This is a genomic window from Myxococcus hansupus (assembly GCF_000280925.3).
Taxonomy (GTDB): Bacteria; Myxococcota; Myxococcia; order Myxococcales; family Myxococcaceae; genus Myxococcus; species Myxococcus hansupus.
This window is the reverse complement of sequence record NZ_CP012109.1, coordinates 1,786,076-1,811,557: the sequence shown is the minus strand read 5'-3', so window position 1 is coordinate 1,811,557 and position 25,482 is coordinate 1,786,076. Positions and strand designations below refer to the sequence as shown.

Below are 25,482 nucleotides of genomic sequence, written 5' to 3'. Positions count from 1 at the left end.
GTGCGCTCCCGGGCGCCCCGCATGGCGACGGCGGCGCGCGGAAGGCCCCCGGTGGGATTGACGCCCGGCATCGCCCTGTTTATAAGTTGGTCAAACAACCAATAAACAGGCCGCCATGCCCCGCCCATCCAATACCGAGGAGCGCCGTCAGCAGATTGTCGCGGGCCTGCTGAAGGTCATGTCGGAGCGCGGCTACGAGCGCGCCTCCGTGGGCGAAATCGCGAAGGCGGCGGCCCTGAGCCCCGGGCTGGTGCACTACCACTTCAGTGGCAAGCAGGAGGTTCTCCTCACCCTGGTGGAGCAGCTCGCCGCGCAGGCCCGCCAGCGCGTGGAGGCGAAGCTCTCACGCGTGAAGAGCACCAGCGCCCGCGCCCAGGTGGACGCCTTCCTGGAGGCCTTCCTCGCCACGGGCGACGACGCGGCACCGAACGCCGTCGCGAGCTGGGTCGTCATCAGCGCGGAGGCCATCCGGCAGCCGGAGGTCCGCGCCATCTACGAGCAGGTGGTGCGCGCGGACCTGGAGCGGCTGACGACGCTGGTGGCGGCCGTCGCCGGCAAGCGGAAGGCCCCGGCGCTGGCCGCGGGCCTGTTCGCCGCCGTGCAGGGGTACTTCGTGCTCTCCGCCAGCGTGCCGGGACTCGTCCCCACGGGCTCCGCCGCCAGCACCGTGAAGCGCATGGCCGCGGGCCTCCTGGATTCGACGGAGGACGCATGAGGACCGCAACCAAGCTCGGACTGCTCTCCAGTCTCTACCTGTCGCAGGGCCTCCCCTTCGGCTTCTTCACCCAGGCGCTGCCCGTGCTGCTGCGCCACCAAGGGTTGTCCCTGCCCGCCATTGGCCTGGCCCACCTGCTCGCGCTGCCCTGGGCGCTCAAGTTCCTCTGGGCCCCCGCCATGGACCGGCACGGCTCGGCGCGATGGGGCCGCCGGCGCGGCTACATCCTCCCGCTGCAGTGCCTGTCCGCGGGCCTGCTCCTGGCGCTCGCGCTTCCCGATGGCACCCTGGACACGCGGCTGCTGATGGCCGCGGTGCTGGGCGTCAACCTCCTGGCCGCCACGCAGGACGTGGCCACGGATGGCCTCGCCGTGGACCTGCTCGCGCCCGCCGAGCGAGGCTGGGGCAACGGCATCCAGGTCGCCGCCTACCGCGTGGGGATGATTCTGGGCGGCGGCGTCATGCTGGCCGTGTTCGACGCGGTGGGTTGGCGCCCCACGTTCCTCGCGCTCGGGGCGCTGCTGCTCGCCGCCACCGTGCCCATCGCGCGCTACCGCGAGCCGCCCTCCATCCCGCCGCCCGCGCAGAGCCTGGGCCTGCGGTGGTGGCTGAAACGGCCGGGCGCGGCGCCGTGGCTCACCTTGCTCGTCGTCTACAAAGCGGGCGAAGCCCTGGCCACGGGCATGCTGCGCACCTACCTGGTCGACGTGGGCCTGTCGCTGACGGACATCGGCTGGATGCTGGGAGGCGTGGGCTTCACCGCGGGGCTCGTGGGCGCGCTGCTGGGGGGCGGCCTGGTGGCGCGGCTCGGACGGCGCCGGGCGCTCCTGCTCTTCGGCGGCATCCAGGCGGGGGCGGTGCTGCTCTATGCCCTCATCGCGAAGGGGCCCGCGACGCCCGCCGTGCTCACGCTGGTCTGCGGCGTGGAGCACGTGGCCAGCGGCATGGCCACCGCCGCCGTCTTCACCGCGATGATGGACGCGTGCCGTCCGGGCCACGCCGCCACCGACTACACCGTGCAGGCCTCGCTGGTGGTGCTGGCCACGGGCGCCGCCGCGGCGGTGAGCGGATTCAGCGCCCAGGCGCTCGGGTATGCCGGACACTTCACCCTGGCCGCGTTCCTGTGCGTCGCGGGCACGGGGTACGCCGCCCTCACCTTCCACCCGCCTCGGAGCCTCGCGCCCGAGGCCACTCCCGAGGTGTCGTGATGACCATCGCCGTCTACGCTGGCAGCTTCGACCCCGTCACCGCCGGCCACATGTCCGTCATCCGGCAGGCGGCCCGCCTCTTCAGCCACGTGGTGGTGGTGGTGGCCCGCAACCCGGACAAGCAGACCCTGCTGACCGCCGAGGAGCGCATGGCCCTGATACGCGAGGCGGTGACCCACCACCCCAACGTCACCGTGGCCTTCGCGCGGGGGCTCATCGTCGACTTCGCGCGCGACATTGGCGCCAGCGTCCTGCTGCGCGGGGTGCGCGGCGCCATGGATGCGCAGTTCGAGACGACCCTGGCGCAGAACAACCGCGCGCTGGCCCCCGAGCTGTCCACCCTCTTCCTGCCCGCCGAAGCCCACTTGGCCGAGGTGAGCAGCAGCGGACTCAAGGCCCGCGTGGCGCGTGGCGAGGACGTTTCGGCCTTCTGTCCACCGGCCGTCGCGGCGAAGCTTCAGGAGCGACTCGCCCCCACCCACCGGAGCCCGGCATGAGCCTGTCCTTCACCACCCTTGGCATCGGCGACGCCTTCTCCGCCCTGCGCTACTCGTCCTGCTTCGCCGTGGAGGCCGAGGACCAGGTGCTGCTGGTGGACTGCCCGCACCCCATCCGGAAGATGATGCGCGAGGCCTCCGAATCCACCGGCGTGCCCTTGGACGCGGACCGCATCAGCGCCGTGGCCCTCACGCACCTGCACGCGGACCACGCGTCGGGGCTGGAGAGCCTGGGCTACTTCTCCTTCTTCGTCCTGCAGCGGAAGCTGGAGGTGCTGGCCCATCCGGACGTCGCCCACCGGCTGTGGGCGGGCAACCTGGCCGCGGGCATGGAGTGCCTCATCGAGAAGCGCGGCGAGCCGCCCAACCCCAAGCACTTCGACGACTACTTCGAGCACACGCCGCTCTCCACGGAGTCCTCCGTGCGGCACGGGCCCTTCCTCATCGAGAGCCGGATGACGTACCACCACGTGCCCACCACCGCGCTGCGCATCCACGCGGGGGGCCGCTGCCTGGGGTACAGCGCGGACACCGCCTTCGACGAGGGCCTCATCCACTGGCTCTCCTCGGCGGACCTCATCATCCACGAGACGAACTACGGCGTGCACACGCCCTACGAGAAGCTGGCGGCGCTGCCCGCGGAGCTCCGCGCCCGGATGCGGCTCATCCACTACCCGGACGACTTCGACACCGGCGCGAGCGTCATCGAGCCGCTCGCGCAGGGCCGCCGCTACACCGTCTGAAACGAAAAAGGCGCCCGGGACACGAGGCCCGGGCGCCCGCTTCCGTCAGGCGCTACTGCGAGAAGATGACCAGCGAGTAGGGACCGATGGCGAACGACGCGTTGTGCGACATGCCGTCCTTGCCGCCGCTGTAGGCGACGGTGTTGACGGTGGCCGTGTTGCCGAAGTCACCGGAGTACCCGTTCCAGTCGCTGTTGAAGCGCGAGTACCAGGTGCCCGCGCGCGGGAAGCCGACGTTGTAGCTGGGGAAGTACGTGCCGCTGAAGTTGGCGACGATGACGACGTCGTCCCCGGGCCCGCCGTTCTCCCAGCGGTGGTACGCAATCACCTTGCCGGTGTTGTTCACGTGGTGGACGTTGACGTTGCCGCCGCGCAGGCCGCGCGTGTTGTTGCTCCAGTTGCGGCGCAGGCGGATGAGGTCGCGGTACAGCGTCCGGATGCCGCTGTAGGTGCTGTTCTTGCCCCAGTCCACGGGGTCGGTGTCCTGGAAGTAGCCGTCCTCGAGGAACTCCTGGCCCTGGAAGATCATCGGGATGCCGGGCGAGGTGAAGACGACGCCCGCCGCCAGCGTGGAGCGCTTCTTGGAGGCCCAGCTCCCGGCGTTGCCCGGCCAGATCTCCTCCGGCACGCGCGCCTTGCCGTTCGCCACTTCGTCGTGGCTCTCCGAGTAGATGACGCGCGCGGTGTGCCGCCCGCTGTAGCGCTGGGTGATGGCGGTGCGCACGGCGTTCATGTCACGGCTGCCATCGTTCTGCGCGATGACGGCCGCGCGGATGGCGTGCACGAAGTTGCCGCCCCACTGCGAGTCGAAGTCCGCGCCGCCCGCGGTGTCGGAGGTCGAGGCGTTGGTGATGGCGTCACCGCCGCCGAAGTCCTCCGCGATGCTGATCTTCCAGGGCTGCGTGGAGTTGATTTCCCGGTTGATGGAGCGGAACACGCGCCACGCGTCGGGGATGGCGGTGCCGTCGCTGCCATCCTGCGTGCGCATGTACTTGGTGGCGTCCCAGCGCAGGCCGTCGCCCCGGAAGTTGTGGAGCAGGTTCATCATCGAGTCGCGGATGTACGCGCGAACCTCGGGGCGGCCGTAGTCCGGGCGCGTGTCGCCCCACGGCGTGCTCTTGCGCCAGTCGTTGTAGAAGTACTCGCCGCCGGAGCCCAGGCAGTCGCCGCTGTAGCACCACATCGGCAGGTCGCTGGGGCCGTAGTGGTTGTGCACCACGTCGAAGATGACGCCGATGCCACGCATGTGCGCTTCGTCCACGAAGCGCTTCATGTCGTTGGGGTGGCCGTAGGCGCTCTCCGGCGCGAACGGGAAGGCCGCGTTGTAGCCCCAGGAGAAGTCACCCGCGAACTCGTAGGCGGGCATGACCTTGACCATGTTCGCGCCCAGGTCGCGCACGTGGTCGAGCTTGGCGATGGCGCTGTTCCAGTTGCCAGGGCCCCAGCCGGGCGAGTCGTTGAACGTGCCGACGTGCAGCTCGTAGATGATCATCTCGTTGAAGCCCGGCGTGCTGAACTGCTGGGCGTTCCACCAGTACTCGCCGTGGTCGTAGATGATGCTGGAGCCGGTGGAGTTCTCCTGCCACGCCGAGCGGGGGTCCGCCCGCCACGCGTCGCTGCCCCACTGGTTGCGGGTGATGAACTTGTACTTCTGGCCCTTCACCGCGCCGGCGACGTCGCCGGAGAAGTTGCCGTTGAACTCGTTGCCCAGCTCAATCCAGGTGCCCCAGCCGTTGAAATCGCCGGAGACGAACACCCGGCTCGCCATGGGCGCCCAGGTCCGGAACGTGGTGCCACCGTTGTAGATGGTGGCGCCCATGCCCGGCCGCGTGGACGAGCTGAGCTGCTGGCTGATGACCGCTGTCTCTTCCGTGGAACCTTGCTGCCCCTCGAGCGCGGACTCCCCACAGCCGGCAATCACACCGGCCAGCAGGAGCGCACTCCACCTGTTGCTGTGCGTCATGGTGACAACCTCCCTTGGTCAGGGAGCGTCCTAGCAACCAGCGCGAATCCAGCGCAAACGGCTCTGCACGGAATCTGTAACTTTCCACCATACCGAGCTGCGTCAAATGTATCAGTCGGCGCTCGGGCGGCCGTGTGTGACACGCCGCGTGAAGTCCCCGGTGCTCGCCATCCACGCCTGAGTGCGATAGGCCCCCAACGTTGCGTTCCGCTCTGGGAGCGCGCTGGAGAGAGCGACGCACGATGAAGAAGAAGACAGCGCTGGCCCGACGTGAGGCCCTCCTGGCGTTGGCCGCGGTCCTGGCCAGCGGCTGCGCCACGACCTCACCGGCCACTCCCCCCGCCCCGCCGGCCGGCTCGGTGCGCCTGACGCTGCTGCATCTCGCGGACGTCTACCAGGTGCAAGCGGTCGACGACGGTCAGCGGGGTGGCATGGCGCGCGCCGCGACCCTGCGCAAGCAGGTGCTGCGGGATTCACCCCATGTGCTGACGTTGATGGGGGGTGACACGCTGTCTCCGTCCGTGGAGTCGCTGGTGGAGGTGGATGGCCAGCAGCTCAAGGGCCGCCACATGGTGGCCGCCTGGAACGCGCTGGGGCTGGACTACGCGGTGCTGGGCAACCACGAGTTCGACTTTGGCGACGACGTGCTGCGCGAGCGCATCCGCGAGTCCCGCTTCACCTGGCTGGGCGCCAACGTGGAGGACACCAAGGCCGGAGGGCTCTTCACGGGCGTGAAGCCGTACGCGGTGCGGGAGCTGGGCGGCATCAAGCTGGGCCTGTTCGGCGTGGTGCTCCCCGAGACGAAGACGACCACCAAGGCGGGCAAGGACACCCACTTCGGGGACGTGTGCGAGGCGGCCCGGGGCGCGGTGGCGAAGCTGCGCGAGGACGGCGCCCAGGTCATCGTGGCGCTCACGCACCAGACGGCGGACCAGGACCGGGCCCTCACCCGCTGCGTGAAGGTGGACGTGGTGCTGGGTGGGCATGACCACGAGGCGCTGGAGGACCACACCACGGGCACGCCCATCTTCAAGGTGGCCGCGGACGCGGTGGACCTGGGCCGGCTCACGATGGACGTGGACTCGGCGACGGCCACGGTGCGGCAGGTGGTGTGGCAGACGCTTCCGGTGACGCGGCAGTTGCCGGAGGACGCGGAGTTCAACGCGGCGATGCAGCCGTACGCGGCGCTGTTCAGCAAGCTGTCCGAGCGCGTGGGCCGCACGCCCGTGGCGCTGGATGCGCGGGCCGCCGAGGTGCGCACGCGCGAGACGAACCTGGGCTCGTTCGTCGCGGACGCCTTCCGGGCGGCGGCGGGCGCGGACGTGGCGCTGGTCAACGGCGGGGCCCTGCGCGCGGACGCGGTGCTGCCCGCAGGCGGCGTGACTCGGCGGGATTTGCACTCCATCCTTCCGTACGCGGACGAGCTGGTGGTGCTGGAGGTGAAGGGCGACACGCTGCGCGCGGCGCTGGAGAACGGCGTCAGCTTGAGCCGCGAGGACTCGCGCCCGGGCCGCTTCCCCCAGGTGTCCGGGATGGAGTTCACCTTCGATGCGGACAAGCCCGCAGGCCAGCGGGTGCTGGGCGTGACGGTGGGCGGCAAGCCGCTGGACGCGGCGGCGACGTACCGGCTGGCGACGTTGAGCTTCCTCGCCAGCGGGAAGGACGGCTACGACATGCTGAAGAACCAGCCGACCACGCCCGCGATGGTGAACGGGCACTCGCCGCTGGATGTCCTGGCGGAGGCGTTCCGGACGGGCACGCCGTCACCACACGCCCAGGCGGCGGGGCGCATCTCCCGGCGCGGAAGTGGCGCGCTGGCGCCCGATGCGCGGCAGCCTCCCGCTCCGCTCAAGTAGCTGACGGGGTGGCCCCGCGCCTCAGTACGGGAGCGACGCTTGGCATGCGGCGCCCCCGCGTTGAGCGAACTCACCCCGGCATGGGCGAGCCACTGCCTGAGACCCAGGCGCCGCTCCTGGGCGGCGTCTGACGTCGACAGCGGGCGCCCATGCCCCGCTGATGGCGGCCCACTCCAGCCGCGAGCACCGGCCTCCTCCACCGTCCAGCCGCGAAGGTGGTACGGACGCGCGAGCGAGCCGCGAACACGGGCCTCCTCCACCCTCCAGCCGCTAAGGTGGCACGGACGCGCGAGCGAGCCGCGAGCACTCCGCCGTCCAGCTGCGAAGGTGGCACGGACACGCGAGCCTCGAGAACGGGCCTACTCCACCGTCCAGCCGCGAAGACGATAAACGACGCGCCCCGCCAGCTCGCGCAGCGCGTCCGTGCTCACGCTCAACGCGCCAGCCCGGGGCAACCAGCTCATGCGCCGCAGTGGCGAGTTGGACGCCCGCACGTCCACGGGCAACGTGTCCGGCCGCAAGCCCACCGCCGCGAAGCAGCCCGCCGCGCGCGGCATGTGCGCGGCGCTCGTCACCAGCAGCAGCGACTTCCAGCCGCGCTCCTGGACGATGCGTGCGGACTCCAGCGCGTTCTCCCGCGTATTCCGGCTGCGCCCCTCCTGGACGATGCGGTCGGCCGGAATCCCCCACTGCTGGAGCTGCCGCGCCAGGACCTCCGCTTCCACCACGGCCTCGGGCCGAGGGTCCAACGAACCGCCGGAGATGAGCACCTGCCGCGCCTTGCCCTCGCGCAGCAGCTCGAAGCCTCGCAGCACCCGCTCCGCCGCCGCGTTGTACTCCGGCACGCCCGCGCGCTCCGTGGCGGCCGGGTCCAACCCTCCGCCCAGGACGATGACGGCGTCATACGTGACGCGGGGCTGGAGCGACGTCACCGCGCCCGCCTCCGTCGCCCGCATCAACCCCATGGCCACCGGCTCGCTGGAGAACGCGTACAGCACCAGCGTGCCCAGCACGCTCAGCCCCCGCGCCAGCCGCGCGCGACGCCGGCGAACCACCCCGGCCACGAGCCACAGCAGCAGCGCCCAGCTCAGCGGCGCCAGCAGCAGGTCCAGCACCTTCGACAGGAAGAGGAACACGAAAGCCGTGCGCCCCTAACGCTCGCCCCAGTGGAGCTTCTGCCGGAGGATGGAGAAGTAGGCCACCTTCGGGTTGCGCACCAGGTTCACCCGGTTGGGCGAGCGCACCACCTCGATGCAGTCCCCGCCCTGCAGGCCGTGGCCCGTCTGCCCGTCGATGGTGAGGTACGTGTCCGCCGTCTCACTGCGCAGCGTCACCCGGATGGTCCGGTCCGCCGGCACGACGATGGAGCGCTGCGTGAGCGCGTGCGAACAGATGGGCGACAGCACCGTGCAGTCCACCGACGGATGGACGATGGGCCCTCCCGCGGACAGCGAATACGCCGTGGAGCCCGTGGGCGTCGCCAGGATGACGCCGTCCGACTTGTAGGTGGTGATGGGCACCCCGTCGATGGCCGTCTCGTGGTCGGCGATGCGCGCCAGCGCACCCTTGTTGATGACCACGTCGTTGAGGACCTCGTCCTCGATGAGCGTCTGGCCACCCCGCAGCAGGCGGCACGTGAGCTTCATCCGGGAGTCCACCTGGAAGCGCCCCGCGAGCACCTGCTCCAGCATGGGGTCCAGCTCTTCCACCGGGACTTCCGTCATGAAGCCCAGGCTGCCCAGGTTGACGCCGAGAATCGGCACCCCGCGGCCGCCCAGGAGGCGGGCCGCGTAGATGAGCGTGCCGTCACCGCCCAGCACCACCATCAGGTCCGCCCGGGACACCAGCTCCCGGTCCTCCACCCGTGGCCAGCCCAATGCGTGGGCCAGGGTGCGGTCCGCCAGCACCGTCAGGTGGGGGTACCGCTCACGGATTTGAGCCGCGAGCGCTACCGCCTCGGGCTTGTCCCTCTTCGCGACGATTGCCAGGGTCTGCACGCAACCCCGGGTTCTAGTCCAGGAGGCCCCCCGGCGCGCATCTGAAATGCCGGGGTGCCCGCCTGCTGACACACGTCAGGAGGCCGCCTCGAGCGCCTCGGCGTCGTCCGCCTGGGCCACGCGGGGCTTCATCGACCGGCCGGCCACCTCGTACTGCTTGAGCAGCCGGCGGAAGTTGGAGCGGTCCACGCCCGCCGCGCGCGCCGCGCTGGAGACGTTCTGGTTGTTCTTCTCCAGCAGGGCGGACAGGTAGCGGCGCTCGAAGGCGCGCATCGCCAGGCGCTTGGCCTGGGCGTAGGGCAGATGCGCCAGGCTGAACACTTCGACGGTGGAGTCCGGCTGCGGCGCGGACTGGAAGCCCGGCGGCAGGTCCTCCACGTCGATGACTTCATTGCCCGTGAGCACCACCGCGCGCTCGATGACGTTCTCCAGCTCACGCACGTTGCCCGTCCACCGGTTGCAGGTGAGGGCCTCCATGGCGCGCGGGGAGATGCCCGTCACCTTCTTGTCGGCCTTGGACGCGTAGAGCTTCAGGAAGTGGTGCGCCAGCAGCGGCACGTCCTCGGGCCGGTCGCGCAGCGGCGGCAGGTCGATGGTGATGACGTTGAGGCGGTAGAAGAGGTCCTCGCGGAACTTGCCCTGCTCCTTGGCGCGGGACAGGTCCACGTGGGTGGCGGCGATGACGCGCACGTCCACCTTCACCGGCTCGTTGGCGCCCACGCGCTTGACCTCGCCCTCCTGCAGCACGCGCAGCAGGCGGACCTGGGTGGCCGGGGGCACATCGCCAATTTCATCCAGGAAGATGGTGCCGCCGTCGGCCGCCTCGAAGAGGCCCTTCTTGTTGCCGGTGGCGCCGGTGAAGCTGCCCTTCACGTGGCCAAAGAGCTCGCTCTCCAGCAGCGTCTCCGTCAGCGCCGAGCAGTTGACGGCCACGAAGGGCTTGTCCTTGCGCGCACTGCGGTAGTGGATGGCGCGGGCCACCAGCTCCTTGCCGGTGCCGCTCTCACCCTGGATGAGCACGGTGGCCGTGGAGTGGCTCACCGTCTCCACCAGCTTGAAGACGGAGCGCATCTGCGTGGACTGGCCGATGAGGTCCTCGAACTGGCTGCGGACCGTGAGGGCCTCCTCCAGCGCGCGGGCGCGGTCCTTGAGTGCCTTGCGCTCGGCCGCCTTGGCCACCGTGAGGCTGACCTCGTCGATGTTCTCGAAGGGCTTGGTGAGGTAGTCGTACGCGCCCGCCTTCACCGCCTCCACCGCCGTCTCCACGGTGGCGAAGGCCGTCATCATGATGACCTCCACGTCCGGGCGGTCGGCCTTGATGCCGCGCAGCAGGTCCATGCCGGACAGGTTCGGCATCTTGATGTCCAGGACGACCACGTCGATGGTGGGGTCCTTCGCCGCCGTCAGGCCCTCCACCGCGTCGTCAATGGCCACCACCGGGTGGCCCTCGCGCTGGAGAATCTGCGTCACGGCCTTGAGGACGACGGAGTCGTCATCCACGACGAGGACTTTGGCGCGCTTGACTTGGTTCACGGCAACCTCTCGAGCTGCAGGGGGATGGGCAGAAAAACGGTGAAGCGGGAGCCTTGGCCGACCGTGGTGTCCACGTGGAAGCTGCCCCCGTGGTCCTGGACGATGCGGTAGGCAATGGAGAGCCCCAGGCCGGTGCCTTCACCCGGGGCCTTGGTGGTGAACGACGGCTCGAAGATGCGAGGCAGGTGCTTCTCCTCGATCCCCGTGCCGGTGTCCGTCACCGCGAAGTAGCAGCGGTCGCCCTCGCGACCCGTCACCAGCGTCAGCTTGCCCTCGAGCGTGGGCAGCGACTGGAGACCATTCTGGAGCAGGTTGAGCACCACCTGCGCGAGCTGACCGGGGTCGCCGTACACCTTCGGCAGACCGTCCGTGAGGCCCAGCGACAGCTCCACCGTGGGCATGGACTTGAGCTGCGCGCGGAAGAGCACCGCGGCGTCCTCCACGCACTTGGACAGGTCGAAGGGCCGCCGGTCCTCCACGCGGCTGTGGCGGCTGAACTTCAGGAGGCTCTCCACGATGCGCTTGCAGCGCAGCGCGCTCTCCTCGATGAGGCCCAGCGACTCCAGGTCCGCGTCACTGCGGCCCGCGTCGCGCGACATCAACTGCGCGAAGGCGAGGATGCCGCCCAGCGGGTTGTTGATTTCGTGCGCCACGCCGCCAGCGAGCTGGCCCACCGCGGCCATCTTCTCCGTCTCGATGAGACGGCGGGTCATCGACTGCTCCTCGGTGACGTCCCGGTAGGTGCAGACGACGCGCTCGTCCCCCGCCATGGGGTAGGCGGCCACCACGAAGGTGCGGCCTCCCTGGCGGACCTCGCCGCGAGCGCCCTTGCCGCTCTCCACCGCCGCCGGCAGCGGACAGCCCGTGCACGGCTCGTTGCGGCCGAAGAGGTAGCGGAAGCACGTGGTGTCGGAGGGAATCTCCTCGATGGAGCGCCCGGCCACGTCCGCGTACGCGAGGTTCGCCCGCCGCACCGCGAAGTCGCGCGCGCGCACCACGCACAGCGGCGTCTCCATGCAGTCGAAGGACAGCTCCCACTCGCGCTTGGCCTGGCTCAGCATGCGCGTGCGCTGGGCGACGCGCTCCTCCAGGTCCGCGTTGAGCAGCTTCAGCTCCGCGTTCTGCGCCTGCGTCACCGTGTAGAGCCGCTCGTTCTCCGCCTGGAGCGCGTACTGCTCGAACGCGCTCTTCACCGTCAGCACCAGGTGGCTGTCGTTCCAGGGCTTGGAGATGAACCGGAAGATTTCGGACCGGTTGATGGCCTCTTCGATGGCCTGCTGGTCCGCCTGCCCCGTCAGCATGATGCGCTGGGCCCGCGGCGCCTGCTGCTTCACCCGGGTAAGGAAGTCGACGCCATTCATCCCCGGCATGCGGAAATCGGAGATGACGACCTCGGGGTGGAACGCCTCCACCGCCTGCAGGCCCTGCTCGGCGTCCGTCGCCGTCTCGATGTCCCAGTCCCCGCGGCGGAGCACCCGGCGGATGGACTTGAGGATGTTCTCCTCGTCATCCACCAGGAGCAGCCGCCCGCGCGGCGAAACGGCCTGTTGACCGTGGACATGTGCGGCTTGAGAACCCATGGATTGTTTCCGCCCCTAGACAAATGCAATGGCCCTGCCAGCAGAAACACCCTGCCCAACAGTCTGGAATCACGGGCCTTGACATTTATACGGTACGAAACAACACAGGGTCCATCCAGACCCATCCCCACCAAACGGGTCAAAACAGACCCCGGGTCTTTGACCCGGGCCTAGGTGCCCGACGGGCCCATGGGGAGCTGGGGATGTAGGCAGATGCGGTCCCTGCCGTCCCGTTTGGCCTGATAGAGGGCCTCGTCCGCCGTCAGGAGCAGTTGCTCCGGGCTGAGCACCGTGCGGTGGGGGAAGCTGGAAACCCCAAGAGATGCGGTGACTTGCAGGCCCGCGTCCACGTCCAACGTGAGGGCGCGCAGCTCCCGGCGGACGCGCTCGGCCACGGTGAGGGCCCCGGTGAAGTGCGTGCGGGGCAGCAGCAACGCGAACTCCTCCCCGCCATAACGGGCCACCAGGTCCGTCTCGCGCACGCCGCGCGTCAGGGCGCCCGCTACCGCGCGCAGCACCCCGTCGCCGGCGGAGTGGCCGTACTTGTCGTTGATTTCCTTGAAGAAATCCAAGTCCAGCAGGATGAGCGACAGGGCGTCGTCATACCGCTGGGCGCGGCGGAACTCCTCCCGCAGCCGCTCCTGGAAGTGCCGGTGGTTGTGCACCCCGGTGAGGCCGTCCGTGGCGGACAGCCGCTGGAGCTCGCCCACCTGGGTGGCGAGGGCCTCCATTCGGGCATGGACAGCCAGGGCGCGATGCACCCGGGAGAGCAGTTCATCCGGCGCCCATGGGTCAAAGACGACCTCAGCACCACGCCGAAGTGCCTCCACCCAAAGTGGCCGGTGCTCGGGGGGCGTGAGGAGCACCACCGGTGGGCCCAACGCACCGTCCCCCGGGGTCAGCCGCTCCAGCAGCGCCAAGGTGCCGGCCGCATCCTCGCCCGGACACAGGACGACCAAGGAAACCTCCTGCGCCAGTCTCGGCACCTCCGGGCCGTGGGCAGCGATTCGGAGGGCAAAGTCCTCCGGGCCCAGGGCTCGGGCCAAGCGTGGCAACGTCGACTGCGAGTCATCCACTACCAGCAGGGTGAAGGGCCTGGAGTTCACAGTGTCCCCGCAAAATGGTGCTTTCACGGTACCACAGACGTATGACGGAGTGCGACCCCTTCATTGGAAAAAAGCCGGATTCTCTGCTAGCGAGCCGCCAACCCCGCAGGTCCGCCTTCAGAGGTCGCCCGTGGCCCAATACCCCAGCATCAGCCTGTTCTTCCCCGCGTGGAATGAAGAGGACTACGTCGAGCGCGCAGTGAGCCGGGCCCTGGAGGTCCTGCCGGCCCTCACGGACGACTTCGAAATCATCGTCGTCAACGACGCATCCACGGACCGCACCCGAGAGGTCTGCGAGGCGCTGGCCCAGAAGGTCCCCCAACTGAGAGTCATCCACCACCCGGTGAACCTGAAGCTGGGCGGCGCGATGCGCACGGGGCTGGCGGCGTCGACGAAGGACATCGTCGTGTATTCGGATGTGGACCTGCCCTGGGACATGCGGGAGCTGGAGCGCGCGCTGCACCTGATGACGTACCTGGAGGCGGACATGATTTGCGCCTTCCGGTTCGACCGCACCAGCGAGGGCCCCAAGCGCATCGTCTACTCGTACGTCTACAACCTGCTCATCCGGTCGCTGTTCGACATCCAGATCAAGGACGTCAACTTCAGCTTCAAGGTGATGCACCGCCGCGTGCTGGAGGCCATGGAACTGCACAGCCAGGGCTCGTTCATCGACGCGGAGCTCGTGGTGAAGGCCATCCGGCAGGGCTTCCGCGTGTTCCAGATGGGCGTGGACTACTTCCCGCGCACGCGCGGCGTGTCCACGCTGGCCTCGCCGTCCGTCATCGTGAAGATGGTGCGGGAGCTGATGTCGCTCTACCCGAAGCTGCGCTCGCCGGAGCCGCCGGTGCATCCCGTGCGACTGCCGCCTTCCGTGCAGCAGCTCCACGCGGTGCCTCCGGGCCGCACGGCGCGAGGTTGAGCCCCGGATGGCGCGCAAGATCACACGGCTGGTGGTGAACGCGGACGACCTGGGGCTCCATGCCTCCCTGGACGCGGGCATCCTGCGCGCACATCGCGACGGCATCGTCACCAGCGCGACGCTGCTGGCCACGGGGCCGACGGCGCCCGAGGCGGCGGCGCGTGCGAGGGAGGCCGGGCTCGCGGTGGGCTTGCACCTCGCACTCTCCACGCGGCTTCCTCCGGCTGCGCCCGTGCGGGAAGTTCCGACGGTGGCCCCGGGCGGGCGGATGCGTGGGAGCTGGGCGGACTTCGCCCGAGCGTGGCTGACGGGACAGGTGCGCCGTGATGAGCTGGCGCGTGAGCTGGAGGCGCAGCTCGACCGGGCGCGGGCGCTGGGTGTGGCGGTGGACCACCTGGATGGGCATCAGCACCTGCACCTGCTGCCGGGCGTGCGCCCGTTGGTGGAGGCGATGGCCGCGCGGGAACGGCTTCCCCTACGCTGGCCGGATGCCCTCCCCCGCCCCGGTTGGCTGCGGACGCCGGGGCCCGCGTTGAAGGCGACGGTGCTGACGGTGCTCGCGCGCACGGCGCCCCGGGCGGGCTTGGGGGTCCGACGCGTGAGCGCGGGTGGCGTCTTCGAGGCGGGGCGCTTGGATGAAGCCGCGCTGCTCGCTGTGGTGGACGCGCTGCCGGCGGGCGACTTCGAGCTGGGGTGTCATCCAGGCGAAGGCGCGCCGCATGTTCCGGAGGACCCTGTCTGGACCTACGGGTGGCAGGCGGAGTTGGAAGCGCTGACCAGCGCCCGCGTGAAGGCGCGGCTGCACGCGCGCGGTGTCCAGCTCCACAGCTACGGCACGCTGGTCTCCGCCACGTAGAGGACATGGGGCGTGGTGTAGCCCTGGCCCAGGTCCGCCACCTCGCGCACGGCGAAGCCCGCGTCCTCCAGGTAGCGCGTCATCTCCGCTCGCGGCTTGAGCGCCATGCCGCCGCTGGCCTTCGTGCGCCCCAGCAGCGACACCATCACCCACTCCTGCGCCAGCGCCTTACGGTGCTTCCAGGAGCCGTCCCCTTCCACCTCCTTGAGCAAGAGCCGCCCGCCGGGCTTCAGCAGGCCCCGCACGGTGGAGAGGAACCCCGCCCACTTCTCCTCGGGCAGGAGGTACAGCACGTCACACACCACCACGGCGTCGAAGCGAGCAGCGGCCCCGCGCGCCAGCGTCTCCTCCACCGTGCCTTCCTCGATGCGCACGTTGGGCTGCCCCGCGAGCGCCCGCCGGGCCCAGGCCACCTTGCGCGGGTCCGGGTCCACGCCGTGCACGGTGCGACTCGGGTCGCCCAACGCCAGCAGCGCGGACAAGAGCCCGTGCCCACAGCCAATGTCCGCCACCAAGCCGCTGGGAGTCCGCGAGGCCATGGCCAACAAGGGCGCGGAGAAGGCGCGCGCGTGAACGTGAAACCGCTCGCCGACGGGAAGCCCGTCGTAACGAAGGAGGGCCTGTTCGAGGAGTGTGCTCATGAAACGTAGTAGTCCGCGCCAAAGGCCCAGGAGAGAACGAGCAGCGACGCCGCGCCCACCGCCAGCGCCCCACGCAGGAGCATCGGCCGCTCGCGCAGCAGCAGCGCCGCGGTGAGGAAGACGGGAAACGCGGACAGCAGATAGCGCCCCATGCCCATGAAGTCCTTCGTGGACCACGCCGGCAGGCCGACGATGGCCAGCACGTACACGGCATACCCCCAGCCGAGCAGCTTGCGCGTGGGCCACACCAGCGCCAGCGCCAACACCGTGAAGAAGGCGTGCACCGCCAGCCGGAACGCCTCGCGCTTGTCCTGCGGCGCGAGCACCACGCGCTCGAACCAGCGCACCTTCAACCACGTGTGCCAGCCCGGAACCTGCTCCCAGCCCGGCGCGCCCTGCACCTTCACGAAGGCCACCGGGTCACCGAACTGGTGCCACAGGAAGAGCATGTACGCGCCAAAGCCCAGGCCCGACAGCACCGGCAGGAAATCCACCGCGCTCCACTTCTCCCCGCGCGCGTGCTTCCACTCCAGGCGACGCACGAGCAGCCCCAGCACCACCGCGGGCGCCACGGGCCGGGCCGCCGTGGCCACCGCAGCCACCAGTACCGCGGGCATCAAGTGCCCCTTCTCCAGCAGGAGGAACGCCGCCACCACCAACAGGACGAACAGCGCGTCCGAGTACATGGCGCCGTAGAAGTAGAACGTGAAGGGGTAGCAGGCCATCAGCAGGCCGGCCTTCAGCGCGGTGTCCTCGTCCGTGAGCGTGCGCGCCCAGCGCGTGAAGAGAATCAGCGCCAGCGGGCCGCACAACAGCGTGATGAACACACCGGACTGGTAGACGTTGAGCCCCAGCGTCTCCACCGCGCGGATGAGCAGCGGATAGAGCGGGAAGAACGCCACCGAGCTCTGCTGCCCCGGCGCGAACTGGTAGCCCTCCTGGGCAATCCGCATGTACCAGCTCGAGTCCCAGGCCACCCAGCCCATGGTGAAGTACTCGTCGAGCCGGACCACGGGGTTGCTGGGGTCCTTGTGGAAGAAGCGCCAGGCCCCCGCGGTGGCGGCGGCGCCACAGGCCACCACGGCCGCGAGGACGAACTGGGCGATGCTGCGGGACGCGGAGCGTGCCATTCGGGCCGGGAGGCTCGGGCCAATGGCGGGCTCCAGTCAACCCGGGAGTCCTTGATACGCCGGACTCCCGGGAGCGACACCGGACGGCTCAGCGCGGGTAGAACGTCTTGCCCGCCTTCACCATCTCCACCAGGAGTGGCGCGGGGATGAACCGCTCCCCGAGCTTGTCGTGGAAGTGCTCCAGCTTGCGCAGCACCTCGGCGGGGCCGCGGCTGTCCACGTAGTGGAAGGGGCCACCCAGGAACGGCGGGAAGCCCAGGCCGAAGATGGCGCCCACGTCACCGTCCCGCGCGCTGCGGAGGATGCCCTCGCCCAGGCAGCGGATGGCCTCGTTGACCATCTGCAGCACCACGCGCTCCGCCATCTCCGCGCGATCGAAGGAGCGGCGCTCCGTGCCGTGCGGGAGCAGCGCGTAGATAGAGGGGTCCACGTCCTGCTTCTTCCCGTCCTCGTACAGGTAGAAGCCCTTCTCCGACTTGCGCCCCAGGCGGCCGTCGGCCACCACCTTCTCCAAGGCCTTGGGCGCCGCCATGCGCTTGCCGAAGGCGGCCTCCATGATGGGGCCCACCTTCTGCGCCACGTCGATGCCCACCTCGTCCAGGAGGGTAATCGGGCCCACCGGGAAGCCGAACTCGACCAGGGCCTTGTCCAGCTCCGCGATGTCCGCGCCCTCGCCCAGCAGGTACGCGGCCTCGTTCATGTACGGAGCGAGGATGCGCGAGGTGTAGAAGCCCGGGCCGTCGTTGACGACGATGACCGTCTTGCCCTGCTTGCGCCCCACCTCGACACAGGTGGCCGTCACCCAGTCCTCGGTGCCCGCGTGGGTGATGATCTCCAAGAGCGGCATCTTGTGGACGGGGCTGAAGTAATGCATCCCGATGACCTGCCCCGGCCGCCGGCTGCCCTTCGCCAGGTCCGTAATCGGCAGGCTCGAGGTGTTGGACGCGAAGATGGTCTGCTCGCCCGTGACGGCCTCCACCTCCGCGATGACGCGGTGCTTGAGCTTGAGGTCCTCGAACACCGCCTCGATGACGAGGTCCGCCGACTTGAAGCCGCTGTAGTCCGTGCCCGCCGTCACCACCGCCGACTTCGCCGTGGCCTCGCGGCGCGTGAGCGAGCGCCGCTTCACGCGCTCGTCCAGGATGGTCTGCACCTGCTTCATGGCCCGGCCCACGCCCGCGTCGTCCTTGTCCTTCACGCGCACGGGCACGCCCTGGAGCACGCTGGCGACATAGGCGATGCCGCCGCCCATCAACCCGCCGCCCAGCACCGCCACCTTCTTCACCTCGCGCGGCTTCGCGTCGGGGTTGGACGTTCCGTTCTCCTTCTTCAGCGCCGTGGTGGCGAAGAAGATTTCGACCAGCCGCTTGGAGACGTCCGACACCACCAGCTCGCCAAAGGCCTTGGCCTCGGCCTCCTGGCCCGCCTTGTGGCCGGACTCCAGCCCCACGCGGATGACCTGGAGCGCCTTCTCCGGCGCGGGGAACTTGCCGCGCGTCTTCTTCAGGAGCTGCTTGCGCGCCTGGTCGAAGAGGACCTTGCGGCCCAGCGGGTTGTCCTCCAGCGCCACCTCCGCCCACAGCTCCTTGTTGGCCAGCCCCTGGAGGAAGCCCGCCAGCCCCTTGGCCTTGCCACCCCGGGCCACGCCCTTGAAGCCCTGACCGTGGCGGCGCTCCACCTTCAGCTTGCCCTCGGCCAGCTCCTTCGCGCGCCGCACCGCGATGTCGCGGAGGATGGGCACCGGCACCACTTCATCCACGACGCCCAGCTTCTTCGCCTTCGCGGGCTTGAGGCTCTTGCCGGTGAGGATGAGGTCCAACGCCGCCTGCACGCCAATCAGCGCCGGCAGTCGCTGCGTGCCACCCGCGCCCGGAATCAGGCCGAGCTGCACCTCCGGCAAGCCCAGCGACGTCTTCGGGCTGTCGGTGGCGATGCGGTAGTCACACGCCAGCGCCCACTCCAGGCCGCCGCCCAGACATGCGCCGTGGATGGCCGCGACGACGGGCTTGGGGAAGGCGTCCAGCTTGTCGAAGCCCTCCTGCCCGTTGCGGCTGATGGCGGTGGCCTCCTCCGCCGTCTTGATGGTCTGCAGGAAGTCGATCTTCGCCCCGGCGACGAACGAGTCCTTCTTGCCGGACGTGAAGACGACGGCCTTCACCTCGGGCTCCCGCTCCGCGCGCGACATGACGCGCAGGAAGGCCTCGCCCGTCTCCGGCGACAGCGTGTTCACCGGGGAGTCCGGCAAATCGAAGGTGATGACGGCGACGCCGCCCTCCACCTGGTACGAGAAGCCCTGCTTCGCCTCGAGCTCTTCCACCTTGGTGGCCATCACGCACGCTCCAGGATGACGACGGCGCCCAGGCCGCCCGCCGCGCAGACGGTGCACATCACCGTGTTCTTGTTCCGACGCTTCAGCTCGTTGAGGGCCTGGGTGACGATGCGCGCCCCCGTGGCCCCGAAGGGATGGCCAATGGCGATGGAGCCGCCCGTGACGTTCAGCCGCTCGCGGTCGATTTCCCCCACCGGCGCGCTCCAGCCCGCCTTCTTCGCGAAGGCCGGCGACGCCAGCGCCTGGATGTTGCTGGCCACCTGCGCGGCGAAGGCCTCGTGCATCTCCACCAGGTCGATGTCCGCCAGCTTCATGCCCGCGCGCTTGAGCGCCGTGGGCACCGCGTAGGCCGGCCCCTGGAGCAACTGGTCGCCCGGGTCCGTGGCCGCGTAGGCGTGGCTGCGCAAGAAGCCCAGCGGCTCGTAGCCCAGCGCGCGCGCCTTCTCCTCGCTCATCAGCAGCAGCGCCGCCGCGCCGTCCGTCAGCGGCGACGCGTTGCCCGCCGTAATCGTGCCGTACTTGCGGTCGAAGGCCGGCTTGAGCTGGCCCAGGGCCTCCATGCTGGAGTCCTCACGGACGATGTTGTCGCGCTCGGCCGTCTTGTCGAACTTCGGCGGCACCACGACACGCATCACCTCGTTGTCGAACAGGCCGTCCTTCCACGCCTTGGCCGCGTTGCGGTGCGAGTTGTACGCGATGCGGTCCTGCTCCTCGCGGGAGATGCCGTTCTCCTTGGCCATCTTCTCCGCGCTCTCGCCCATCGTCATGCCGGTGGAGTACTCGGCGATGGCCGGGGGCACCGGCAGCAGGTCCTTCGCCTTGAGGCGCTGGAAGGGCTTGAGCTTGTCCGGCAGCGAGCGCCCCTTGGACGCCGCCACCAGCGCGTGGGCCAGCGGCCGGCTGGTGAAGATGGGCGCGTCCGACATGGACTCGGTGCCGCCGGCGATGATGACGTCCGCCTCGCCCGTGGCAATCGCGTTGGCCGCCGTCGTCATCGCCTGGATGGACGTGGCGCACGCGCGCGACACCGTGAAGGCGTCAATCTTCTTGGGCAGCCCCGCCGCGATGACGACCTCGCGGGCAATGGACGGCGCCGTCAGCGTAGGGATGACCTGGCCGAACACCACCTGGTCGATGAGGTTCGGGTCCAGGTCCGTCTTCTGCACCAGCTCCTGGACCACCATGCGGCCCAGGTCCAACGCCGTCAGCCCGGAGAAGACGGAGCCCGCCTTCACGAACGGGGTCCGCAGGCCACGGACGATGGCCACCCTTCGGGGGCCGTTGCGCTTCTCGCTTGCCATGTGTGCCTCACCTCCAGCGAAGTCGGGAGGCGGGCATCTAACGAGCGACAATGCGTCGCGTCAATCGTCCGTTGATTCAAAAATCAATCGGTGGACACTCCCCACGGGAGGCTGCCCGTGGGGGGTGAAAGCGACCCTACCCCCCCAGCGTGCCCTGGCGCAGCGCCACGCCGTGGCGGTGGACGGCCTCCACCAGGAACTTCGCGGCGTCGGGGTCCGTGGGCGGGAGGATGCCGTGGCCCAGGTTGAAGATGTGCCCCACGGGGCCCGCGCGGCGGAGGATGTCCTTCACGCGGCCGTCCAGCTCCTCGCGGGGGAGGAACAGGTGCAGCGGGTCCAGGTTGCCCTGAATCGCCACGTCCGGGCCCAGCACCTTCCGGCCCTCGTCCGCGGGCAGCGTCCAGTCCAGGCCCACCACGTCCGCGCCGGTGCTCTTGAGGAGCTGCAGGTGCGTGGACATGCCCACGCCGAACACGATGACGGGCACGCCGGTGGCCTTCAGCTCGGACACCATGCGCTTGAGGTAGGGGATGCAGAAGCGCTCGTAGTCCCACGGCGACAGCTCACCGCCCCACGAGTCGAAAATCTGGACGATGCTCGCGCCCGCCTCCACCTGCATCTTCAGGTAGGGGATGAGCGTGTCGGTGAGCTTTCCGAAGAGGCGGTGCGCCAGCTCGGGCTGCTCGAACATCAGCCGCTTGATGAGGATGTAGCTCTTGGAGCCGCCGCCCTCGACCATGTACGCGGCCAGGGTGAAGGGCGCGCCCGCGAAGCCGATGACGGGCACCGAGTCGTTCAGCGCCTTGCGCGTGCGGCGGATGGCCTCGGCCACGAAGCCGGTGCCCTCCACGGGGTCGGGCACGCCCAGCTTGTCGATGTCCGCGGCGCTGCGCACGGGGTTGGGGAAGTGCGGCCCCTTGTCCCCGAGCTCCAGCGTGATGCCCATCGCCTCCACGGGGATGAGGATGTCCGAGAAGATGATGGCCGCGTCCACGCCCAGGCGCGTCACCGGCTGCACCGTGACTTCGGCGGCCAGGTCCGGGTTCTTGCACAGGTCGAGAAACGCGATGTTGCCGCGGATGGCGCGGTACTCGGGCAGGTAGCGGCCCGCCTGGCGCATCAGCCACACGGGCGTCGTATCGGTGGGCTGGCGGCGCGCCGCGCGGAGGAGTCGGTCGTTCACTTCGGACCTCGGAGTGGGCCCCGCTCCAGGCGAGGCGAAAGGAAACAGGTCAGCGCTGGCTCCACGCCAGCGTCTGGCGCAGCGGCTCGGTGCCCTCGGAAACGACGAGCAGGCGGTTGTTACCGTCCTCCCAGTCGACCTTCCCGGAGGCGTTGTCGCGCAAGAGCTTGTACTCGAAGACGGCGCCCACGGGCAGCGACAGCGAGAAGCCGTCCGGCCCCGAACGAAGCGAGCGCTCGGCCTTCCAGCCTCCAAGCTCAGGCCCGCTGCCCACCAGGCGGATGCTCGGGTCGGCCACGGACAGTTCCACGTTGCGCCGCACGCCCCCGCCCCGCCAACGCAAGCCCGCGAGCTTCGCCGCCGCGGCGAAACCGCCGGGCGCACCGGGCGTCACCTTCACCAGTGCCACCTGCCCCGGCCCCACCCGCACCGCGCCCTCGGAAGAGCCCGGCACCGGCGGCGCCACGGCCAGCGGCTCCAGCCGTGAACCGGAGAACTCGGCGGGCAGCGCGACATCGGCGGCGCTGTCGCCACCGTTCACCGCGATGACCACGGCCTCCTGGGCGGTGACGCGCGCGTAGGCAAAGAGGTCTTCCCGAGCGGCGAGCACCATCGTCTCGCCACGCTGGAGGGCCTCACTGCCACGGCGCAGCGCCAGCAATCCACCAATCCACGTCCGCAACGGGTGCTGGGTGAAGCGCATGTCGCCTCGGTTCTCCGGCTCCTTCGCGCCCGTCAGCCCCTCCTCGGTGCCGTAGGTGAGCGCCGGGACGCCTCGCGCGGTGAGCTGCACCGCCAGCGCCCGCTTCACCTTCTCCACGTCCCCGCCGCACTCGCTCATCACCCGGGGCAGGTCGTGGTTGTCCAGCATCGTCACCAGCGCGCCGGGCGCCGGGTACAGCCGGTCATTGGAGAGGATGGCGCCCAGGTGCGCCGGCGACCGGCCCTTGCAGAAGACCTCCACCAGGCCGAAGGCGAGCGGGAAGTCGAACATCGTCCCGAAGCGGCCCTCCTTCATCGTGGTGGCCAGCAGCACCGGGTCGCCGTCCAGCATCTCGCCCAGCAGCAGGAAGTCCTTCCCCGCGTGCTGGCGAAGGTCGTCGTTGTAGCGGGCCCAGAAGCTCGTGGGCATGTGCTTCACCGCGTCCAGCCGGAAGCCCGCGGGCTTCAGCACGTCCACCCACCGGCGCGAGTGCGCCAGCAGGTGCGCGTACACTTCTTCCTTCTCCACCGCGAGGTCGGGCAGGCCATGCACGTCGCCCATCACCAGCTCTCGCGGGTCATTCCAGTCCTTGATGGGCCCCAGTCCATGGAACCAGTCGGGCCGCTCACGCGCCAGGCGCGTCTCCGGCCCCACGTGGTTGAGCACCACGTCCAGCACCAGCCGCATGTCCCGGCGGCGCAGCTCCGCGGACAGCGTCTTCAGCAAGGCCTCGTCGCCGAAGCGAGGCTCGACCTTGCCGAAGTCCTCGACCCAGTAGCCGTGGAACGCGCCGTACTCGTAGAACTTGTCGGTTCGCATCTGGAAGACGGGTGAAAGCCACACCGTGCGGACACCGAGCTGCTGCAGCCCGTCCAGTCGGTCGATGACTCCCTGCAGGTCTCCGCCGTGAAAGGCCTGCGCGTCCTGCGTGTCCACCACACCGTCGTTCTTCGCGTCTCCGTTGGAGAAGCGGTCCACCATCACGAAGTAGACCGCGTCTCCCTCGGGCGGCTCCCACGAGCCGCGGTAGGGCTGCGGCGCCGGCGTGCTCTTGCCCGGCTCGATGCCCGGCCCGGCCGGCGCGTTGAGCCCCGGCACCGTGCCCGGCCCACCGTCCGTCTCCGGCACGAGGAAGGGCGAGGCCAGGAAGGAGTCGAACAGCCCGGCCACCTGTCCGGAAATCTGCTGGGCGACCTCCAACTGCGCATCGTCCTCGCGCTGCTGGTCGAACTGGAGCGCCGCGCCGTAGTCCTTCGTGACGACGGTGGGCGCCATCGGGGAGTCCGCGCGCGCGCCCGTGGTCCGCACCGAGATGTCCCAGGAGAAGCGGCCGCCCACCTGGCTGAAGAACGACACGCGCGTCTCCACCAGCAGGTGCAGCGGCGCCTCCGGGGTCAGCGCCTTCGCCATCTCGAAGCGGCGCTGCGAGTCACGCACCTTCGCGTAGTAGGCGGCGTAGTCCGCGTAGGGAATCACCTCCGCCCGCAGGTTGCGCTTGGCCAGGGCCTCGGCGATGCGCTTCTTCAAGCCTTCAGGCACATCCGCCACCACGCCGGCCCGGCGCGCGTCATCCCGAATATAGGCCACCGCCACCACGGTGCCGCTGGGCGCCAGCGGGGGAGGCACCGCGCGCGGCAGACACGCCGCGAGCGCCACCGCGGCCACAGCCACGGAGAAGGACACCACCACGCCCCATCGCTTTTTCAGAACCATCCTTCGGCCTCAATGGCGACCACCGAGTGCCAGTGGCGCTCGGGACCAACGTAAAGGTTGTACTGGTCCAGGCTGTCCACGAAGGAGTTCCCGAACGCGGCATGCTGGGAGGAACGCTGGATGCCGTACAGCAACCGCAGGCTGGGGCGCGCGTAGATGCTGCGGCCCGTGGGGTTGAGCACCACACCCGCCTTGAACTGCCAGGTGTCGCGCGTGTCGCTGTCACCAAACTCCAGGCCGCGCGAGTCCGCCATGCCGCCCGTGCTGGTGAACACCGAGTCCACGTGGTTGCGGTAGAGGTTGCCGTTCAGGCTCTTCTCGCGCGCGATGCTGCTCTCCACGAGCAGGTGGACCTTGTCGGTGAGGAAGTACTGGAGACGGAGCACCGTGGAGGCGATGACGCGGTTGTCCTCGCCCGCCATGATCTTGTTGTCCCGGTTGAACGAGGTGCCGGCCCACACGCCCCACAGCGCCTCGAGCTTGTCCGGGATGAGGCGCAGATACGCCTCGTTGCCGATGTTGGCGTCGTAGCGCTCGTCGGTCTGGTCCGCGATGTACACGACCCAGTCCCGGCCCCGGAAGTTCTCCGTGTAAAAGAGCATCGGGTGGCGCTTCTCGAAGGTGAGGTACAGGTTGCTCCACACCAGCGGCCCCACCCCGCCAAAGCCCACGTAGCCCATGGCCCGATAGGACAGGGCACTGCGCGCCTGGAGGTTCGGCACCAGGTCCTCCTGCCCGGGGTTGGCCTCGAAGTAGCGCTGCACCACCTCGCGCCGCGCGAAGTCCTCGTAGTTCAGGTTCGGAGACGCATAGAGCGCGTTCCGGTTGCCGCGCACCGCGGGCTCGTAGCCGACCTGACCGCGGAGACCCACCTCGAGGTGGCCGGGAATCAGCCGGTAACGGAACGACGCGGCGCCGGTGAGCACCGTGTTGTAGTTCCGAGGCCGCAGCGTGTAGCCGCTGTCACCCACCGCCAGCAGGACGTCGTAGCGGTCACCTTGGTACGTGCCGGACAGGCCCACCGTGTCCCAGAGCACCGTGCCGGGACGCTGGTCGTAGATGTGCAGGTCGTTCCAGCGGTCCTCGAGCGTGCCCAACTGCCACGTCACGCGGTCCAGCAGGATGTTGCCGGCGCGGACGAAGAGGTAGTCCGCGGCGAAGTTGATCAGCGAACCGTTGCCCGGATCCGCGGAGCGGAACGACGTGCCGGAGATACGCGAGTGGACCTCGGCCCACACCTCGTCGGTCCCCGGCGTGGCCTGGAGCGCATCCAGCCGGAGGTTGAGCTCGCCGTAGGGGCTCTCGTTGAGGAGACGGCCGTAGAGCCAGTAGTAACCGAGCTGACCCGAACCGCCCGAGAAGTCCGGGCGGGTCATGATTCGGAAGTAACCCGCGGCCCCGAAACGATCTCTTGGAGCGTCGGCCAGGGCAACAAGCGGGAGGAGCGTCAACAGGATGGCGCCGAGGCGCGATGGCAGGACTCGCATGAGCGGGCCCTGCTTATAG

Annotated in this window: 20 protein-coding genes; 7 read left to right on the top strand and 13 right to left on the bottom strand. The window is 69.6% G+C overall.

The features are described from left to right. Positions 1-115: 115 nt before the first annotated feature. Genes A176_RS07510 through A176_RS07495 form a run of 4 tightly spaced genes read left to right on the top strand, consistent with a single transcriptional unit; the run spans position 116 to position 3,163 of the window. Positions 116-715, top strand: a complete 600-nt coding sequence (locus A176_RS07510) for a TetR/AcrR family transcriptional regulator (RefSeq protein ID WP_002634649.1) — start codon at positions 116-118, stop codon at positions 713-715. Continuing rightward, a complete protein-coding gene (locus tag A176_RS07505) occupies positions 712-1,923 on the top strand; it encodes an MFS transporter (RefSeq protein ID WP_002634650.1) in 1,212 nt (403 codons plus the stop codon). The genes A176_RS07510 and A176_RS07505 overlap by 4 nt, the downstream gene beginning before the upstream one ends. Further along, positions 1,923-2,420 carry a pantetheine-phosphate adenylyltransferase gene (gene coaD, locus A176_RS07500; RefSeq protein WP_002634651.1) on the top strand — a complete coding sequence of 166 codons (498 nt, stop codon included), beginning with the start codon at positions 1,923-1,925 and terminating at the stop codon, positions 2,418-2,420. The genes A176_RS07505 and coaD overlap by 1 nt, the downstream gene beginning before the upstream one ends. Further along, positions 2,417-3,163: an MBL fold metallo-hydrolase gene (locus tag A176_RS07495; RefSeq protein WP_002634652.1), complete on the top strand. Its 747-nt coding sequence runs from the start codon at positions 2,417-2,419 to the stop codon at positions 3,161-3,163. The genes coaD and A176_RS07495 overlap by 4 nt, the downstream gene beginning before the upstream one ends. A 52-nt stretch (positions 3,164-3,215) precedes the next feature. On the opposite strand, the gene A176_RS07490 is transcribed toward A176_RS07495, so the two are convergent. Then, the gene (locus tag A176_RS07490; RefSeq protein WP_002634653.1) at positions 3,216-5,126 is read right to left on the bottom strand and encodes an alpha-amylase family glycosyl hydrolase; all 1,911 of its coding nucleotides are present in this window, start codon (positions 5,124-5,126) and stop codon (positions 3,216-3,218) included. Between the two features lie 242 nt (positions 5,127-5,368). Between A176_RS07490 and A176_RS07485 the strand changes: the two genes are divergently transcribed. After that, the gene (locus tag A176_RS07485) at positions 5,369-6,982 is read left to right on the top strand and encodes a bifunctional metallophosphatase/5'-nucleotidase (RefSeq protein WP_002634655.1); all 1,614 of its coding nucleotides are present in this window, start codon (positions 5,369-5,371) and stop codon (positions 6,980-6,982) included. A 359-nt stretch (positions 6,983-7,341) separates the two neighbouring features. On the opposite strand, the gene A176_RS07480 is transcribed toward A176_RS07485, so the two are convergent. From A176_RS07480 to A176_RS07460, 5 genes are all read right to left on the bottom strand, one after another. Then, entirely contained in the window at positions 7,342-8,118 is a 777-nt protein-coding gene (locus A176_RS07480; RefSeq protein ID WP_002634656.1) for a YdcF family protein, read from the bottom strand. Between the two features lie 15 nt (positions 8,119-8,133). Continuing rightward, on the bottom strand, positions 8,134-8,979 hold the full coding sequence (locus A176_RS07475; RefSeq protein ID WP_002634657.1) for an NAD(+)/NADH kinase: 846 nt from the start codon (positions 8,977-8,979) through the stop codon (positions 8,134-8,136). A 75-nt stretch (positions 8,980-9,054) separates the two neighbouring features. Then, positions 9,055-10,512: a sigma-54-dependent transcriptional regulator gene (locus tag A176_RS07470; protein ID WP_002634659.1), complete on the bottom strand. Its 1,458-nt coding sequence runs from the start codon at positions 10,510-10,512 to the stop codon at positions 9,055-9,057. After that, the gene (locus A176_RS07465) at positions 10,509-12,092 is read right to left on the bottom strand and encodes an ATP-binding protein (RefSeq protein ID WP_002634660.1); all 1,584 of its coding nucleotides are present in this window, start codon (positions 12,090-12,092) and stop codon (positions 10,509-10,511) included. The genes A176_RS07470 and A176_RS07465 overlap by 4 nt, the downstream gene beginning before the upstream one ends. A gap of 170 nt (positions 12,093-12,262) precedes the next feature. Further along, a complete protein-coding gene (locus tag A176_RS07460; RefSeq protein ID WP_044889533.1) occupies positions 12,263-13,225 on the bottom strand; it encodes a GGDEF domain-containing response regulator in 963 nt (320 codons plus the stop codon). A 103-nt stretch (positions 13,226-13,328) separates the two neighbouring features. On the opposite strand from A176_RS07460, the gene A176_RS07455 reads away from it, so the two are divergent. After that, complete coding sequence (locus A176_RS07455; protein WP_002634663.1) at positions 13,329-14,120, top strand: glycosyltransferase family 2 protein; 792 nt, start codon at positions 13,329-13,331, stop codon at positions 14,118-14,120. A gap of 7 nt (positions 14,121-14,127) precedes the next feature. Then, positions 14,128-14,976 (top strand): ChbG/HpnK family deacetylase, encoded by an 849-nt coding sequence (locus A176_RS07450; RefSeq protein WP_002634664.1) that lies wholly within the window; start codon positions 14,128-14,130, stop codon positions 14,974-14,976. Here the strand turns inward: A176_RS07450 and A176_RS07445 are convergent. The 7 genes from A176_RS07445 to A176_RS07415 form a co-directional block, all read right to left on the bottom strand. After that, positions 14,949-15,617 (bottom strand): class I SAM-dependent methyltransferase, encoded by a 669-nt coding sequence (locus tag A176_RS07445; protein WP_002634665.1) that lies wholly within the window; start codon positions 15,615-15,617, stop codon positions 14,949-14,951. The genes A176_RS07450 and A176_RS07445 overlap by 28 nt on opposite strands. Then, entirely contained in the window at positions 15,614-16,747 is a 1,134-nt protein-coding gene (locus A176_RS07440) for a mannosyltransferase family protein (RefSeq protein ID WP_002634666.1), read from the bottom strand. The genes A176_RS07445 and A176_RS07440 overlap by 4 nt, the downstream gene beginning before the upstream one ends. Before the next feature lie 88 nt (positions 16,748-16,835). Further along, positions 16,836-19,076, bottom strand: coding sequence for a fatty acid oxidation complex subunit alpha FadJ (fadJ, locus tag A176_RS07435; protein WP_002634667.1), 2,241 nt, complete (start codon positions 19,074-19,076; stop codon positions 16,836-16,838). Beyond that, entirely contained in the window at positions 19,076-20,377 is a 1,302-nt protein-coding gene (fadI, locus tag A176_RS07430) for an acetyl-CoA C-acyltransferase FadI (protein ID WP_002634668.1), read from the bottom strand. The genes fadJ and fadI overlap by 1 nt, the downstream gene beginning before the upstream one ends. Before the next feature lie 136 nt (positions 20,378-20,513). Then, positions 20,514-21,560, bottom strand: coding sequence for a uroporphyrinogen decarboxylase (gene hemE, locus A176_RS07425; RefSeq protein ID WP_002634669.1), 1,047 nt, complete (start codon positions 21,558-21,560; stop codon positions 20,514-20,516). A 49-nt stretch (positions 21,561-21,609) separates the two neighbouring features. After that, on the bottom strand, positions 21,610-23,976 hold the full coding sequence (locus A176_RS07420) for an alpha-amylase family glycosyl hydrolase (RefSeq protein ID WP_002634670.1): 2,367 nt from the start codon (positions 23,974-23,976) through the stop codon (positions 21,610-21,612). Beyond that, positions 23,967-25,463, bottom strand: coding sequence for a hypothetical protein (locus A176_RS07415; RefSeq protein ID WP_002634671.1), 1,497 nt, complete (start codon positions 25,461-25,463; stop codon positions 23,967-23,969). Before A176_RS07415 ends, A176_RS07420 begins: the two co-directional genes overlap by 10 nt. Positions 25,464-25,482 lie beyond the last annotated feature (19 nt).

Excerpts from the sequence above, each read along its gene's own strand:
- A176_RS07510 (WP_002634649.1), top strand. The coding sequence starts at position 116 with ATGCCCCGCCCATCCAATACCGAGGAGCGCCGTCAGCAGATTGTCGCG.
- A176_RS07505 (WP_002634650.1), top strand. The coding sequence starts at position 712 with ATGAGGACCGCAACCAAGCTCGGACTGCTCTCCAGTCTCTACCTGTCG.
- coaD (WP_002634651.1), top strand. The coding sequence starts at position 1,923 with ATGACCATCGCCGTCTACGCTGGCAGCTTCGACCCCGTCACCGCCGGC.
- A176_RS07495 (WP_002634652.1), top strand. The coding sequence starts at position 2,417 with ATGAGCCTGTCCTTCACCACCCTTGGCATCGGCGACGCCTTCTCCGCC.
- A176_RS07490 (WP_002634653.1), bottom strand. The coding sequence starts at position 5,126 with ATGACGCACAGCAACAGGTGGAGTGCGCTCCTGCTGGCCGGTGTGATT.
- A176_RS07485 (WP_002634655.1), top strand. The coding sequence starts at position 5,369 with ATGAAGAAGAAGACAGCGCTGGCCCGACGTGAGGCCCTCCTGGCGTTG.
- A176_RS07465 (WP_002634660.1), bottom strand. The coding sequence starts at position 12,092 with ATGGGTTCTCAAGCCGCACATGTCCACGGTCAACAGGCCGTTTCGCCG.
- A176_RS07450 (WP_002634664.1), top strand. The coding sequence starts at position 14,128 with ATGGCGCGCAAGATCACACGGCTGGTGGTGAACGCGGACGACCTGGGG.
- A176_RS07445 (WP_002634665.1), bottom strand. The coding sequence starts at position 15,617 with ATGAGCACACTCCTCGAACAGGCCCTCCTTCGTTACGACGGGCTTCCC.
- A176_RS07440 (WP_002634666.1), bottom strand. The coding sequence starts at position 16,747 with ATGGCACGCTCCGCGTCCCGCAGCATCGCCCAGTTCGTCCTCGCGGCC.
- fadJ (WP_002634667.1), bottom strand. The coding sequence starts at position 19,076 with ATGGCCACCAAGGTGGAAGAGCTCGAGGCGAAGCAGGGCTTCTCGTAC.
- fadI (WP_002634668.1), bottom strand. The coding sequence starts at position 20,377 with ATGGCAAGCGAGAAGCGCAACGGCCCCCGAAGGGTGGCCATCGTCCGT.
- A176_RS07420 (WP_002634670.1), bottom strand. The coding sequence starts at position 23,976 with ATGGTTCTGAAAAAGCGATGGGGCGTGGTGGTGTCCTTCTCCGTGGCT.
- A176_RS07415 (WP_002634671.1), bottom strand. The coding sequence starts at position 25,463 with ATGCGAGTCCTGCCATCGCGCCTCGGCGCCATCCTGTTGACGCTCCTC.